General features: G+C 62.2%; 13 protein-coding genes. 4 read left to right on the top strand and 9 right to left on the bottom strand.

The window, feature by feature from the left end; genetic code table 11:
* Window positions 1-2: 2 nt before the first annotated feature.
* On the top strand, window positions 3-1,025 hold the full coding sequence (gene waaF, locus ACR64R_RS08075) for a lipopolysaccharide heptosyltransferase II (RefSeq protein ID WP_487361126.1): 1,023 nt from the start codon (window positions 3-5) through the stop codon (window positions 1,023-1,025).
* A 126-nt stretch (window positions 1,026-1,151) separates the two neighbouring features.
* Here waaF and ACR64R_RS08070 read toward each other — a convergent pair whose 3' ends face one another.
* The gene (locus ACR64R_RS08070; RefSeq protein ID WP_487362398.1) at window positions 1,152-2,669 is read right to left on the bottom strand and encodes an NAD(P)H-hydrate dehydratase; all 1,518 of its coding nucleotides are present in this window, start codon (window positions 2,667-2,669) and stop codon (window positions 1,152-1,154) included.
* Between the two features lie 346 nt (window positions 2,670-3,015).
* Here ACR64R_RS08070 and ACR64R_RS08065 point away from each other — a divergent pair, with 346 nt between their 5' ends.
* Both ACR64R_RS08065 and glnA read left to right on the top strand, forming a co-directional pair.
* A complete protein-coding gene (locus ACR64R_RS08065) occupies window positions 3,016-3,354 on the top strand; it encodes a P-II family nitrogen regulator (RefSeq protein ID WP_018428041.1) in 339 nt (112 codons plus the stop codon).
* A 48-nt stretch (window positions 3,355-3,402) separates the two neighbouring features.
* Window positions 3,403-4,812 carry a type I glutamate--ammonia ligase gene (glnA, locus tag ACR64R_RS08060; RefSeq protein ID WP_112129159.1) on the top strand — a complete coding sequence of 470 codons (1,410 nt, stop codon included), beginning with the start codon at window positions 3,403-3,405 and terminating at the stop codon, window positions 4,810-4,812.
* 283 nt (window positions 4,813-5,095) lie between these two features.
* On the opposite strand, the gene ACR64R_RS08055 is transcribed toward glnA, so the two are convergent.
* Window positions 5,096-6,136 (bottom strand): glutamine synthetase beta-grasp domain-containing protein, encoded by a 1,041-nt coding sequence (locus tag ACR64R_RS08055; protein ID WP_487361125.1) that lies wholly within the window; start codon window positions 6,134-6,136, stop codon window positions 5,096-5,098.
* 313 nt (window positions 6,137-6,449) lie between these two features.
* Between ACR64R_RS08055 and ACR64R_RS08050 the strand changes: the two genes are divergently transcribed.
* Window positions 6,450-6,641 (top strand): DUF2735 domain-containing protein, encoded by a 192-nt coding sequence (locus tag ACR64R_RS08050; protein ID WP_487361124.1) that lies wholly within the window; start codon window positions 6,450-6,452, stop codon window positions 6,639-6,641.
* 79 nt (window positions 6,642-6,720) lie between these two features.
* Here ACR64R_RS08050 and ACR64R_RS08045 read toward each other — a convergent pair whose 3' ends face one another.
* The 7 genes from ACR64R_RS08045 to adh form a co-directional block, all read right to left on the bottom strand.
* Window positions 6,721-8,610, bottom strand: coding sequence for an MFS transporter (locus ACR64R_RS08045; RefSeq protein WP_487361123.1), 1,890 nt, complete (start codon window positions 8,608-8,610; stop codon window positions 6,721-6,723).
* Window positions 8,611-8,916: 306 nt separating this feature from the next.
* On the bottom strand, window positions 8,917-9,708 hold the full coding sequence (locus ACR64R_RS08040) for an ATP12 family chaperone protein (RefSeq protein WP_487361122.1): 792 nt from the start codon (window positions 9,706-9,708) through the stop codon (window positions 8,917-8,919).
* 100 nt (window positions 9,709-9,808) lie between these two features.
* Complete coding sequence (locus tag ACR64R_RS08035; protein ID WP_487361121.1) at window positions 9,809-10,726, bottom strand: DMT family transporter; 918 nt, start codon at window positions 10,724-10,726, stop codon at window positions 9,809-9,811.
* Window positions 10,723-10,929 carry a hypothetical protein gene (locus ACR64R_RS08030; RefSeq protein ID WP_487361120.1) on the bottom strand — a complete coding sequence of 69 codons (207 nt, stop codon included), beginning with the start codon at window positions 10,927-10,929 and terminating at the stop codon, window positions 10,723-10,725. Before ACR64R_RS08030 ends, ACR64R_RS08035 begins: the two co-directional genes overlap by 4 nt.
* Window positions 10,930-10,944: 15 nt before the next feature.
* On the bottom strand, window positions 10,945-11,925 hold the full coding sequence (locus ACR64R_RS08025; protein ID WP_487361119.1) for an RluA family pseudouridine synthase: 981 nt from the start codon (window positions 11,923-11,925) through the stop codon (window positions 10,945-10,947).
* A gap of 107 nt (window positions 11,926-12,032) precedes the next feature.
* Complete coding sequence (locus ACR64R_RS08020) at window positions 12,033-12,395, bottom strand: DUF779 domain-containing protein (protein WP_487361118.1); 363 nt, start codon at window positions 12,393-12,395, stop codon at window positions 12,033-12,035.
* Between the two features lie 64 nt (window positions 12,396-12,459).
* Window positions 12,460-13,977 (bottom strand): aldehyde dehydrogenase, encoded by a 1,518-nt coding sequence (gene adh / locus ACR64R_RS08015; RefSeq protein ID WP_487361117.1) that lies wholly within the window; start codon window positions 13,975-13,977, stop codon window positions 12,460-12,462.
* Between the last annotated feature and the right edge of the window lie 72 nt (window positions 13,978-14,049).

Genomic DNA, 14,049 nt, shown 5'->3' with positions numbered 1-14,049 from the left:
TGTTGCGTCCCATCCTCGTCTTCTGCTTACCGGCGATCGGTGACTTCATCCGCTGCCATTCGGCAATCCAGATCCTGGCGGAGAAGTTTCCCGGGCATCCGATCGACGTCGCCACTTCGCCGCTTGCCGCGCCGCTGGCGCGCCTGATGCCGCATATCCGCAAGACATGGCTCGTGGAGAAGCACTGGAAGCCCGGGCTCAAGGCACGGTCGCGTCTCGCGCGCGAAATCCGCAAGGAGAACTATCAGGCTGCCTACATGCTCACCAGCAGCACCAAGGCAGCCCTGGTGCCCTGGCTGGCTGGCATACCGGAGCGCATCGGCTATCCGCGCGAATTTCAGTTCGGAATCATCAACCGCCTGCCGGCTGACTGGCTGAAGAGTTTTGTGGCGTTCGGACCTCGAAAGACCAGATTGTTCGAACAGGCTTGCGCGATCGCAATGCTAGGCGAGAGGCCCGGCGAGGACATGCGGTTGCCCGCGCCACAGATGGTGGTGCCGGCAGCGGAGCTTTCGGATTGGCGTGCCCGCCATGGAATCGATCCCGCAAGGCCGGCGCTGGCGCTCTACACTTCATCTTTCAGCAATTTCCGTTCTTGGCCAGCCGAGCGCTTCATCTCGGTTGCGAAAGCTCATGCTCAACGCGGTTGGTCAATTTGGGTGATCGGCGGCCCGCGAGAACGTGAATCTGCAGCCCAGATCAGGGCGACACTTCCCGAGGCAGTGGACTTCACATCGACACCGCACCTGACCGACGCGATGTGCCAGATCGCTGCTTCGACCGTCTTCCTCGGAGTGGATGGCGGGCTCTGCCATGCAGCCGCGGCCCTGGGCGTGCCTTGCGTGCTTATCTTCGGGTCCAACCGCTCCTATGAAACTGGACCGGTGAACGACCACGTCCGCTATCTCGAGCCGCCAATATCGACGCCGAGCTGGGTTCTCGACACGCGCGGCGTCAGCGAGGAACGCGTCCTCGCGGCGTTGGCGGACGCCGGGGCGCAAGCCCGGCACAAGCGGGACGCCTGACTGTTCTTCGACTGCTGCACCAAAACCTGCGCCCATGCTCCCATCTCGGTCTCGCAAGGCGTGACCAGGGTATCGGTGCGCATCCTGATGAAAGAAGGTGAACGCTGGCACAAGTGCCTGGCTAGGTCATGGTACAGTGCCCTCCAGCAGTTGTCGGATAACGGGCACAATCGCCAAAGGCAGATCTTCGGCTATCAAACCCGGCCCAAAACGGCTGCCGGCTTCGGCGTGGATCCAGACTGCGGCGCAAGCCGCCTCGAAAGCCGGCATGCCTTGAGCGAGCAAGCCGGCGATGATGCCGGCCAGCACGTCGCCAGAACCGGCGGTGGCCAGCCAGGGCGCGCCATTGCCGTTGATCGCGCCGCGGCCATCCGGCGAAGCGATCACACTGTCGGCGCCCTTATAGACGATCACGGCGTTGGCGCGCCGCGCGGCTTCGCGCGCCTTGGCGAGCTTCGACAAGGCCTTGTCGCCGGCAATATCCACGAACAGCCTGCCGAACTCGCCCTCATGTGGCGTCATGATCAGCGCCGGCGCGCCCGGCTTGCCCGCCGCCTTGAACAGCGTGGAGGCGGCATCGCGAAAAGACGTGATGCCGTCGGCGTCGAGCACGAGGCCTTCGACTCCGCTGTCCTGGCGTTTCCGGGCGAGCACGGCAAGCGTGAAATCACGCCCCTTGTCACCGACGCCGAATCCGGGGCCGAGGACGAAACTGGACGGCCGGCGATCGCCGATAAGGTCATGCACATCCTCAATCGCGTCGACCTTGCGCAGCATGATCGAAGTGAGATGCGCCGCGTTGACCTGCATGGCGTTCGCCGGCGAGAGCACGGTGACGGCCCCCGCCCCGCTCCTTGCAGCTGCCAGCGCCGAAAGGCGCGCTGCGCCGGTCGCGGACGGTCCGCCCGAGAAGACGCTCGTGTGACCGCGCTTATATTTGTGCACATCGACCGCCGGCAGGGGAAAGCTCGCGCTCCAGAGCCCAGGCCCGTTCTCGAAGGTTCGCGGCGCAACTTGGTCGATGATCTCGTCGCGAATGCCGATGTCGGCCAACACGGTTTCGCCGCATCGCGCACGACCGGGCAGCAGCAGATGCCCGGGCTTCTTTCGCGCGAAGGTAACTGTCACGCCCGCCCGGAATGCGGAGCCTAGAACTTCGCCGCTGTCGCCGGAAACGCCAGAAGGCAGGTCGATCGCGACAACCGGCAGGTTCATCTCCGTCACGATGTCGACCGCGGTCTTGGCGTCGCCGGATAAGGGCTTCGACAGGCCGGCGCCAAAGAGCGCATCGACTATCGGTGAGCCAACTTCGGCGGCGAAGGCCGACAACGGGCGCCGCTCCAGCACGCAGTCAGCCGCGGCACGCGCGGCGTCGCTGGCTGCACGCGGTTCACCCAACGTCCACAGGGCCACATCGACGCCGGCTTCGGCCAGCAGCCGCGCCGCGACATAGCCGTCGCCGCCATTGTTGCCGGGGCCGCACATTACATGGACCCTCTTCGCGCCGGGGTAGCGCGCCAGCACGATCGCGGCGACCGCCTCGCCGGCCCGCCGCATCAATCCGTAACCATCGAGCGGCCCGGCCGCGATTGCCAAGCTGTCGGCCTCGGTCATTTCAGCCGGCGATAGAAGTTCGTTGCGCATGGGATTGCCGATCTCCGTGCGATCAAGCATTGTCCAGTTTTCGGCTCGAAGCAAACCATCGCGACCGCGCATCGTTTGCAATGCGGCCGCGTCCGGGAGGGGTTCTGCCTGCAAATTGCACCATCTGCCTATTTCTTGCGCAGATTTGAGGAGGATTTATGTACAGGGCTCGGGCGTCGATGACGCATCCGACGCAGCGGGTGACGCGAATTTGCATCCGAACGCGATGCGGAGTCGAAAACGCTTTGTACGGTCTCCACTCCTGTGGATTGGCACGGTTCGTGCTAGATGGAGGCGCAAGCGGCGTGCATAACCCGTCTTCTTGGCAGTGGAGGCCATTTTTTACATGAAAAAGATCGAAGCGATCATCAAGCCATTCAAGCTGGACGAAGTGAAGGAAGCGCTTCAGGAGGCCGGACTGCAAGGCATCACCGTCACCGAGGCCAAGGGTTTCGGCCGCCAGAAGGGGCATACCGAGCTTTATCGCGGCGCCGAATATGTCGTCGACTTCCTGCCCAAGGTGAAGATCGAAGTGGTGCTCGGTGACGAGGCCGTAGAAGGTGCCATAGAGGCCATCCGCAAGGCGGCGCAGACGGGCCGTATCGGTGATGGAAAAATCTTCGTTTCCAACATAGAGGAAGTCGTGCGCATCCGTACCGGCGAGACCGGCATCGACGCCATCTGACCGAATCTTCAACCTATTCCGGACGTCATCAGACAGGGAAGAAATGACATGACGACAGCCAAAGACATCATGAAGCAGATCAAGGACAACGACGTGAAATTCGTCGACCTGCGCTTCACCGATCCACGCGGCAAGCTGCAGCATGTGACGATGGATGTCGTCGAGGTCGAGGAAGACATGTTCGCCGACGGCGTCATGTTCGATGGTTCCTCGATCGCCGGCTGGAAGGCGATCAACGAGTCCGACATGGTGCTGATGCCCGATACGGATACCGTTCACATGGATCCGTTCTTCGCCCAGTCGACCATGGTCATTCTGTGCGACATCCTCGATCCGGTCTCGGGCGAGGCCTATAACCGCGATCCGCGCGGCACGGCCAAGAAGGCTGAGGCCTATATGAAATCGGAAGGCATTGGCGACACCATTTATGTCGGTCCGGAAGCCGAGTTCTTCGTGTTCGACGACGTCAAGTACAAGGCCGATCCGTACAATACCGGCTTCCGTCTGGACTCCACCGAGCTGCCGTCCAATGACGATACCGACTACGAAACCGGCAATCTCGGCCACCGTCCACGCATCAAGGGCGGTTATTTCCCGGTGCCTCCGATCGATTCCGCACAGGACATGCGCTCCGAAATGCTGACCGTGCTCGCCGAGATGGGCGTGCGCGTCGAAAAGCATCACCATGAGGTCGCCGCCGCCCAGCACGAGCTCGGCATCAAGTTCGACACGCTGGTGCGCAACGCCGACAAGATGCTGATCTACAAGTATGTCGTACACCAGGTCGCCAACGCCTATGGCAAGACGGCCACCTTCATGCCGAAGCCGGTGTTCGGCGACAACGGCTCGGGCATGCATGTCCATCAGTCGATCTGGAAGGGCGGCAAGCCGACTTTCGCCGGCAATGAATATGCTGGCCTGTCGGAGACCTGCCTCTATTACATCGGCGGCATCATCAAGCACGCCAAGGCGATCAACGCCTTCACCAATCCGCTCACCAACTCCTACAAGCGTTTGGTGCCGGGTTACGAAGCGCCGGTGCTGCTCGCCTATTCGGCGCGCAACCGTTCAGCCTCCTGCCGCATTCCGTTCGGCTCCTCGCCGAAGTCGAAGCGCGTCGAGGTCCGGTTCCCCGATCCGGGCGCGAACCCCTATCTCGGCTTCGCCGCCATGCTGATGGCGGGCCTCGACGGCATCAAGAACAAGATCCATCCCGGACAGCCCATGGACAAGGATCTCTACGACCTGCCGCCGAAGGAGTTGAAGAAGATCCCGACCGTCTGCGGCTCGCTCCGTGAGGCGCTGCAGAACCTCGACAAAGACCGCGGCTTCTTGAAAGCCGGCGGCGTCTTCGACGACGATCAGATCGATGCTTACATCGAGCTCAAGATGGCCGAGGTGATGCGCTTTGAAATGACCCCGCATCCGGTCGAGTACGACATGTATTATTCGGTCTGACGACCGGACTCCGCCTTATCGGTGACAAAAGGAACCCCGGCGCTTCGCCGGGGTTTTCGCATGGGCGGACGTCCATCCCATACACAAGTCGGACCGCGCCCGATCGGCGCGATGCGATGGATTGCCGACATGCCGGCCCATTTGTCGCGGCGCTCGTCACGACGCGTGACCGTCGCGGCGCAGTCCCCTCGCCTCTGGTTTGCCATGCAAAAAGCCCCGACGGAGACGCCGGGGCTTTCAACAATTTGCTCGCTTGTGCAGGCGACGCCTGCGCCTGGGTGAATCAGGCGGCGGCCGAGACCTTCGCGTCGGTCGGAACCTCCGAGATCGTCTTCAGAACCTGCGAGGCGATCTGGTAGGGGTCGCCCTGCGAGTTCGGGCGGCGGTCTTCCAGATAGCCCTTGTAGTCGTTCTTGATGAAGGAGTGCGGCACGCGGATCGAAGCACCGCGGTCGGCGACTCCGTAGCTGAACTTGTTCCACGGCGCCGTCTCGTGCTTGCCGGTCAGACGCTTGTCGTTGTCCGGGCCGTAGACGGCGATGTGATCCATCAGGTTCTTGTCGAACTGCGCCATCAGCGCCTCGAAATAGGCCTTGCCGCCGACTTCGCGCATATAGGTGGTGGAGAAGTTGCAGTGCATGCCCGAACCGTTCCAGTCCGTGTCGCCGAGCGGCTTGCAGTGGAACTCGATGTCGATGCCGTATTGCTCGGTCAGGCGCAGCAGCAGGTAGCGAGCCATCCACATCTGGTCGGCGGCCTTCTTGGAACCCTTGCCGAAAATCTGGAACTCCCACTGGCCCTTCGCCACCTCGGCGTTGATGCCTTCATGATTGATGCCGGCGGCGAGGCAAAGGTCGAGATGCTCCTCGACGATCTTGCGAGCGACATCGCCGACATTCTTGTAGCCGACGCCGGTGTAATACGGGCCCTGCGGCGCCGGGTAGCCGCTCTCAGGGAAGCCGAGCGGACGGCCGTCCTTGTAGAAGAAATACTCCTGCTCGAAGCCGAACCATGCGCCCTCGTCGTCGAGGATGGTGGCGCGCTTGTTGGAGGCATGCGGCGTCACGCCATCGGGCATCATGACTTCGCACATGACCAGGACGCCATTGGTGCGGGCCGGATCCGGGTAGACGGCGACAGGCTTCAGCACACAGTCGGAGCTGTGGCCCTCCGCCTGGTTGGTGGACGAGCCATCGAAGCCCCAAAGCGGCAGTTGCTCCAGCGTCGGGAACTCCGCGAACTCCTTGATCTGGGTTTTGCCGCGCAGGCTGGGGGTCGGGACGTATCCGTCGAGCCAGATATACTCGAGCTTGTATTTAGTCATTCCAGTGCCTCTCGTTGCTTGGACGCCGCAAGTGGGCGGCATCAACGCATGGCCGGGCTTGCCGGCCTGCCGATGATTAAAAAGCAATTCGTATGCCACTCCGCTTCCGGCGGGTGCGGCAAAATGTTCGTTGCAAGACCCCGATTTTGCTCAGCCGTCTCACCATTGCGCTCGGATCGCCCAAGCGGCGTGTCTGCCTAATTATTAGGCAAATAATGATCTTTTTGTGGGCATCTTGCCTAAACGAATCGCAGAACCTATGTTAGCTGCTAAGTTGAATCGACAAGTAGCTCGACAAGCAAGGAGGTCGCCAATGCAAGTCATGCAACCGCGCCCGTCGGCAAAAATACTGATGTTCCCGCTTGCAGGGCGCAAGTCTGCCTCAAATTTAGGCGCAAAGGCCAAATTCGCGGCAGAGCTTGCAGCGCTTGGCGGCGAGCATACTGATTTCGACGGCTGGTACCACGACGCGGCCGTCGAGGAAGAAAATCAGCGCAAAAGCTGATCTGCCTCTTTAGAGTTCCGTGAACGGAAAGCCCGGCGCGAGCACTCGCGCCGGGGTTTTTTTGAGCGGATGACCGAGGTCAATCCTTCGCGTGAAGGTCGGTGCCGAGCGTATCCCTGACGAAGATCATGCCGATGATGAGCGACATTGCGGCGATGATCACAGGGTACCAAAGACCATAATAGATATCGCCTTTATAGGCGCTAAGCGCGAACACTGTGGCGGGCAGCAGGCCGCCGAACCAGCCGTTGCCGATATGGTAAGGCAACGACATGCCGGTGTAGCGGATTCGGGTCGGGAACATCTCGACCAGGATCGCGGCGATCGGCCCATAAACCATGGTCACGAACAGCACCAGGATGAACAGGATGCCGATGGTCAGCGCCCAGTTGATCGCAGCCGGATCCGCAAACATGGCGAAAGCACCGCCACCGGGGATGTTGTAGACAGTGATCTCGGGCGCCCCGGCTGCCTCATCCTTGGTCAGCAGCTTGTCCGCGATCGCCTGCTCGACCGGGACGGTGGTCTTCTCACCGCCGCGTATCGTGGCCGCATCGAGCTTAAGTTCGGGATTGGCCGCGACGAAGGCATCGAGCTTCTGGTCCGGCACCTTGATCGCCGCGCGCTTCAGCGGATAGCCGCCGTCCTTCAGCGCCATGTTCACCGCCTTGGCGAAGGCGGCATCCTTGGCTTTGGCTTGGTCGCCGGCGGCGACTGCGTCGTAGGACTGCACCGTCTCGTTGCTGATCTTGACCGAGGCAGCGGTACCGGGCGCCGCCGTTAAAACCACGTCGTACGGCACGGAGTTCTTGGTCAGGAACGAGGTCGCGATATCACAGGACGTCGTGAATTTCGCCGTGCCTACCGGATTGAACTGGAACTTGCAGTCGCCGGGCGCTGCCGTGACCGTCGCACGGGTGTTCTGCTGCGCGGTGGCCAGAGCCGGGTTGGCGGCCCATGTCAAAGCCTTGAACAGCGGGAAGGTGCAGACGATACCGAGCGCAAGGCCGGCCATGATGATCGGCTTGCGGCCGATCTTGTCGGACAGCCAACCGAACACCACGAAGAAGATAGAGCCGATCGCAAGCGCGATGGCGATCATGATGTTGACCGACTGCGCATCGACCTTCAGCACGTTGGTCAGGAAGAACAGGGCATAGAACTGGCCGTTGTACCAGATCACGGCCTGGCCGGCGGTGAGGCCGAGGAGCGCCAGAAGGGCGATCTTGGCATTTTTCCACTGGCCAAAAGCCTCTGTCAGTGGTGCCTTGGAGCCCTTGCCCTCATCCTTCATACGCTGGAAAGTCGGCGACTCCGACAGCGACAGACGGATCCAGACCGAAACGGCGAGCAGGAAGAACGATACGATGAAGGGGATGCGCCAGCCCCAGCTGGCGTAGGTCTCCTTGCTCAGCGATGCCTGCACGACCAGGATGACGATGAGCGACAGGAACAGACCAAGCGTTGCCGTCGTCTGGATCCATGAGGTGTAGTAACCACGGCGGTCGTCGGGCGCATGTTCGGCGACATAGGTCGCGGCACCGCCATATTCGCCGCCGAGCGCCAGGCCCTGCAGCATGCGCAGCCCGATTAGGATCACTGGAGCAGCGATGCCCCAGCTCGCATAGCCGGGCAGCAGGCCGACGAGGAAGGTCGACAGGCCCATGATCGTCATGGTGACGAGGAAGGTGTATTTGCGGCCGACGAGATCGCCGATACGGCCGAACACGAGCGCGCCGAACGGGCGCACGAGGAAGCCTGCCGCAAAGGCCAGCAGCGCGAAGATGTTGCGCGTGGCCTCCGGAATGCTCGGGCTGAAGAAGGCCGAGCCAATGAAGGCAGCCAGCGAACCGTAGAGATAGAAATCGTACCATTCGAAAACGGTGCCGAGCGACGAGGCGAAGATGACCTTCTTCTCCTCTCGCGTCATGCCGCGGCTGGTCCCGCCGGCGGCCGAAGCCATTGCCATTTGTATATCCTCCCGTGAGATCCCGTCTGTCCTCTTTGGCTGCGCGCCACCGTTTGCGTTCCTGTGGACGCAGACTCAAAACGCAGCCAACGAAGGAAAAAATGACAGAAAGAACGGGCGAAAGGCACCGCGACAATGGGATTATGACTTTGGTATTAGGTGCGCTGCGAAAGCGTCGGAGCGATTGGGAGCGGCCCAATCAGGCGGGGCGCTGGTCCGCTGCCGGTTTGCTTTACGCAATTGCCTCGGGGAAGGACCCGGCGAAGACGTCGAGCATGACCGCTGCCCACTTTTCCCGGATTTGCTTTAGCCTTGCAGTGCCTCGAGCAGGCTGACTGCCGCCAACATATCGCGTTTGCGGGCCGAGCGGCGCGCCATGGCCTCCGCATCCTGGCCCCAATGCTCGATTTGCCAGTCCTCGTCGACATGGGCCGCAAGCCAGGCTTCCTCGGCGTCGAGCTCACCGAAATCGACGGCGAGCGCCAGCAGCGCCGAACCGGTCAGCGCCGTCATGACATGGATTGCTGCCAGCCGCATCGGCTCGGAACGCTGGCCAAGATGCGCGCCGAGGACGGCAATCGTTTCGCGCGGCTGCTCGACATGGATGACGCCTTCGGCAAGGTTGAAGCGCGCGCCGAGGCGGGCGCGTGCCCAGTCCAGCACCGGATCCCAGAGCTTGTTCTGCCGGTCGACCAGGCCTTGCGGACCGTCGGCGCGGTAGCAGAGCAGATCGGACGAGGCGAAGCGCAGTATGTCTTCCAGCACCGCCTGCGGCTCGGAGGCGACGCCGTCGATGGCGGTGTTGACGAGGCGCATGACCGGCATCGTCACGGGATCGATGACCTCCGCCTGCGCGGTGAATTCTTCGGCCACCAAAGCCGCGGCCTTTTCCGTCGGCAACACCATCACCGCCTTGCCTGGCGAGCGGACCGGGCGACCGTCGAGATGAATGGCGAAGCCGTTTTCCACCGGGACAACCGCAACCGAGTTGTAGAAACGCCTCGGCAGCGGCGTCTTCATCTGGATCTGGGCGCGGCGTACGGGATCGGGATCGGAAAGCAGTTTGCCCGCTTCGAGGTCTTCGAGGATGTCGCGCATATCGAACTCCTTAGAGCAATTCCAAGAAAGGTGTGAAGTGCTTTCCCGCCGGAATGCGTCAAACTACGGGATGGTGCCGCCCTGTCGTTCCAGTGCCGCTCTATGGTGCGGGCTGCCTGCGCGCCGGCCGGTTGACGATGATCAGGCCGGTGGCGATCAGCGCCAGAGCCAGGAATATCCTCGCCGTAGGAGCCTCCCCTAAAACCACCGCGCCGCACAAGACGCCGAACACCGGCGACAGGAAGGCGAAACTCGACAGGCCGGAAGCCGGGTAGCGCCGAAGCAGCCAGAACCACAATACATAGGTGAAGGCCACGATATAGATAGACTGGAAGAGCAATGCCAGCGTCGGCAAGGCGGCGACCGCGCGAATGGGCGGGCCGGCCAAGGGCATCACAAGGACACCGACAATAGCGGCGCCGGCCAGTTGGTAGAGCAGCAATTTCTCCGCGCTGGTCGCCACCAGTTTCGAACGCTTGATGACGATGCTGGTCGCCGCCCACAGTACGCCTGAACCCAGGCTGAGCAGATCGCCCGTCAAGGTCGTGTCGGTGCCGGCGACGATCCCGTCCGAGAACACGGCCACAAGGCCGCCGAAGGCCAGAACAAGACCACCGAGCTTGCGCGCGTTGATGTGCTCGCCGAGCAGGAAATGGCCGCCGATCAGCACCCAGAACGGCATGGTGTTGACCAGTAGCGTGTTGCGGGCAACGGTCGTGTATTCGAGCCCGATATAGAGGCAAAGAAACTCGACGCCGAAGAGCACGCCGACGGCGATGCCGGCGCCAAGCGTGCCGTCCGCTTCGAAGAGCTTGATGCCGCGCAACCAGCACCAGCCAAGCACGCAGAGCCCTCCGAGGAGAGAGCGTGCGATCGACACGAATACGGGGTCGTAGCCGGCGTAGGAGATCTTGGCGGCGACGTAGTTCAACCCCCAGGAGAAGGTCAGCCCGACCATGATGGCAGCCGCCGCCATGTCAACGACATCGCGGCGATCCAATACGGACTCGGTCGTCATTGCTTCGATTGGCTTTCCAGTTTTGCGAGCAGCGCCTTCAGCGCCTCAGTGTTTTGTCTGACCGCCTCGGTGTTCTCGCGGCCAATCATGGCCATCGATCCTTGTCTCGTCGCGATCCGCCGCGTGTAGGCAAACCACACCGCGAAAACCAAGACGAAGGGCAGCCATCCAATCAACTGGCTGGTGACGGTGGATCCTTCCATAATTGCGCCCCCTGTTCAGTCTTCCGCGCTCTGTTCGTCGAAGCCGAGCAGGTTCCAGCTTTGGCGCATATGCGGCGGCATCGGCGCGGTCACGTCGATAACGCCCTGATCCGGATGTGGAATGACGATGCGTCGCGCATGCAGATGCAACCTGTTCTGCATGCCGCCTGGAAAGTCCCAATTGGTGTCGGCCTCGAAATATTTCGGATCGCCTATTATCGGGCAGCCGATATAGGCGGCGTGGACGCGCAGCTGATGCGTTCGGCCGGTGTAGGGCTCCATCTCCAGCCAGGACAACGTCTGCGCCGCCTGCTCGACCACGCGGTAGTAGGACACGGCGTGGTCGGCGCCCTTCTCGCCATGCTTGGCAACGCGCACGCGGTCACCGTCCGGCGTTGCCTCCTTGACCAGCCATGTCGAGATCTTGTCCTCGCGCTTCGGCGGCACGCCCTTGACCAGCGCCCAATAGGTTTTCTTGGTTTCGCGCGCCCGGAACGCTTCCGAGAGCTTCATCGCGGCAAGACGGGTGCGGGCAACGACCAGAACGCCGGACGTGTCGCGGTCGAGGCGGTGGACAAGCCGCGGCTTCTCGCCCTTCTGGCTGCGCCAGGCCTCCAGCATGTCGTCGACGTTACGGGTCACACCCGAACCACCCTGCACCGCCAAGCCGGCCGGCTTGTTGAAAACGAAGACCTTCGAGTCCTCATGCAAAAGCATCTTGGCCAGCACATCGGCGTCGTCCTGGTTGCGGATCGAGTGGCCGGTGAGCGAAGCGTCGCCCTTCTTGTCGACCTCGATAGGCGGGATACGTACCGTCTGGCCCGGCTCGACGCGCGTGTCGGCCTTCACCCGACCGCCATCGACCCGGACCTGGCCGGAGCGCAAGAGCTTCTGCAGGTGGCCGAAGCCGAGGCCCGGATAATGGACCTTGAACCAGCGGTCGAGCCGCATGCCCGCCTCGCCGGCTTCCACGGTGATCTGTTCAACACCTGCCATGACTTCGCTTTTCCATTTGAAAGCGGCGCCATAGCACTAAGGCGGGCAGGTTGCGAGCCAAAGACCCAAGAAAGCGCGACGATTGCCCCAATCGTCGCCTCAGCCGATCAACAGTCCGAAGGCGTTGGCGCCGGGCAGACCGTCGAGCGAGTCAGGAAACGCTTCTCGCGGCCATTGTCGAGCGAGAACATGCCGCCCCTGCCCGGCACGACGTCGATAGTGAGGTCGGTATGCTTCCACGCCTCATACTGCAGGGAGCTGATATAGACCGGCGTATCGCCGATCTGGCCGAGCATCACGTCATTGTCGCCGATCATGAACTCGCCACGCGGATAGCACATTGGCGACGAGCCGTCGCAGCAGCCGCCGGACTGGTGAAAGAGAACGGGCCCGTGGTCGGCTATGATCTCGGCAAGCAACGTCTCTGCCTCCGCCGTGGCTGAGACCTTTCCCAATGAAATCCTGTGCATGGAAATCCTATGCTGAAGGGAGGGCACCGACCGCGACGCCCTCCCTCCCCTTCACCCTGGGAGATCAGAAGAAGCCGAGCTTCTTCGGGCTGTAGCTGACCAACATGTTCTTGGTCTGCTGGTAGTGGTCGAGCATCATCTTGTGAGTCTCGCGGCCAATGCCGGACTGCTTGTAGCCGCCGAAGGCGGCATGCGCCGGATAGGCGTGATAGCAGTTGGTCCAGACGCGACCGGCCTGGATGGCGCGGCCGAAGCGGTAGCAGCGGTTCGCATCTCTGCTCCAGATACCGGCGCCCAGGCCGTAAAGTGTGTCGTTGGCAATGGACAGCGCCTCGTCATCGTCCTTGAAGGTCGTCACCGACACCACCGGGCCGAAGATCTCTTCCTGGAAGATGCGCATCTTGTTGTGACCCCGGAAGACGGTCGGCTTCACGTAGTAGCCCCCGGCAAGGTCTCCGGGCAGATGGTTCTGCTCGCCGCCGGTCAGCAGCTCGGCGCCTTCCTGGCGGCCGATGTCGAAGTAGGACAGAATCTTTTCCAGCTGCTCGCTCGATGCCTGCGCGCCGATCATGGTCGCCGGATCGAGCGGGTCGCCCTGGACTATCGCCTCGACGCGCTTTAGCGCCCGCTCCATGAACCTGTCGTAGATCTTCTCATGCACCAGCGCGCGGCTGGGGCACGTGCAGACCTCACCTTGGTTCAGCGCGAACATCACGAAGCCTTCGATCGCCTTGTCGAAGAAATCGTCGTCTTCCGCCGTCACATCCTGGAAGAAGATGTTGGGCGACTTGCCGCCGAGTTCGAGCGTCACCGGGATGAGATTCTGCGAGGCGTACTGCATGATTAGGCGGCCGGTCGTCGTCTCGCCGGTGAACGCGATCTTGGCGATGCGGTTCGACGATGCCAGCGGCTTGCCGGCCTCCAGGCCGAAGCCGTTGACGATGTTGAGGACGCCTTCCGGCAGAAGGTCACCGATAAGGTCGGCCCACAGCATGATGGTGGCGGGTGTCTGTTCGGCCGGCTTCAGCACCACGCAATTGCCGGCGGCGATCGCGGGCGCCAGCTTCCAGCAAGCCATCAGCAACGGGAAGTTCCAAGGGATGATCTGGCCGACAACACCCAGCGGCTCATGGAAATGATAGGCGACCGTATCGTCGTCGATCTCGGAAAGGCTGCCCTCCTGGCTGCGAAGGACGCCGGCGAAATAGCGGAAGTGGTCGATGGCCAGAGGCAGATCCGCCGCGGTCGTCTCGCGGATCGGCTTGCCATTGTCCCACGTCTCGGCCAGCGCCAGCAGGTCGAGATTATCTTCCATGCGGTCGGCGATGCGATTGAGGATCAGGGCGCGGGCCGCCGGACTGGTCTTGCCCCAAGCTTCCTTCGCCTTGTGCGCGGCGTCGAGCGCTGCTTCGACGTCCTGTGCGTCCGACCTGGCGATTTCGCAAAGCGGGCGGCCGTTCACCGGCGAGATGTTGTCGAAGTATTTTCCGGCATGTGGGGCGACCCACCTGCCACCGATGAAGTTGTCATAGCGCTCGGCGAAAGGAACCTTGGCCGTGCGCGAGAATTCCACCTTGTTCATCACATCCTCCCAATGACCCGCCGCGGGATGCGGCGCGTTGGAGAGGAAGGGTTGCGGATCGGCCGCATCTTG

The sequence above is a fragment of the Mesorhizobium sp. MC2-1-1 genome (assembly GCF_057597255.1).
The sequence above is the reverse complement of the archived record's forward strand: the minus strand, read 5'-3'. Positions and strand labels throughout refer to the sequence as shown.

Coding starts and splice junctions, on each gene's coding strand:
- ACR64R_RS08065 (WP_018428041.1), top strand. CDS start 3,016: ATGAAAAAGATCGAAGCGATCATCAAGCCATTCAAGCTGGACGAAGTG.
- ACR64R_RS08045 (WP_487361123.1), bottom strand. CDS start 8,610: ATGGCAATGGCTTCGGCCGCCGGCGGGACCAGCCGCGGCATGACGCGA.
- ACR64R_RS08035 (WP_487361121.1), bottom strand. CDS start 10,726: ATGACGACCGAGTCCGTATTGGATCGCCGCGATGTCGTTGACATGGCG.
- ACR64R_RS08025 (WP_487361119.1), bottom strand. CDS start 11,925: ATGGCAGGTGTTGAACAGATCACCGTGGAAGCCGGCGAGGCGGGCATG.
- ACR64R_RS08050 (WP_487361124.1), top strand. CDS start 6,450: ATGCAAGTCATGCAACCGCGCCCGTCGGCAAAAATACTGATGTTCCCG.
- adh (WP_487361117.1), bottom strand. CDS start 13,977: ATGAACAAGGTGGAATTCTCGCGCACGGCCAAGGTTCCTTTCGCCGAG.
- ACR64R_RS08055 (WP_487361125.1), bottom strand. CDS start 6,136: ATGACTAAATACAAGCTCGAGTATATCTGGCTCGACGGATACGTCCCG.
- ACR64R_RS08030 (WP_487361120.1), bottom strand. CDS start 10,929: ATGGAAGGATCCACCGTCACCAGCCAGTTGATTGGATGGCTGCCCTTC.
- ACR64R_RS08040 (WP_487361122.1), bottom strand. CDS start 9,708: ATGCGCGACATCCTCGAAGACCTCGAAGCGGGCAAACTGCTTTCCGAT.
- ACR64R_RS08070 (WP_487362398.1), bottom strand. CDS start 2,669: ATGCGCAACGAACTTCTATCGCCGGCTGAAATGACCGAGGCCGACAGC.
- glnA (WP_112129159.1), top strand. CDS start 3,403: ATGACGACAGCCAAAGACATCATGAAGCAGATCAAGGACAACGACGTG.
- ACR64R_RS08020 (WP_487361118.1), bottom strand. CDS start 12,395: ATGCACAGGATTTCATTGGGAAAGGTCTCAGCCACGGCGGAGGCAGAG.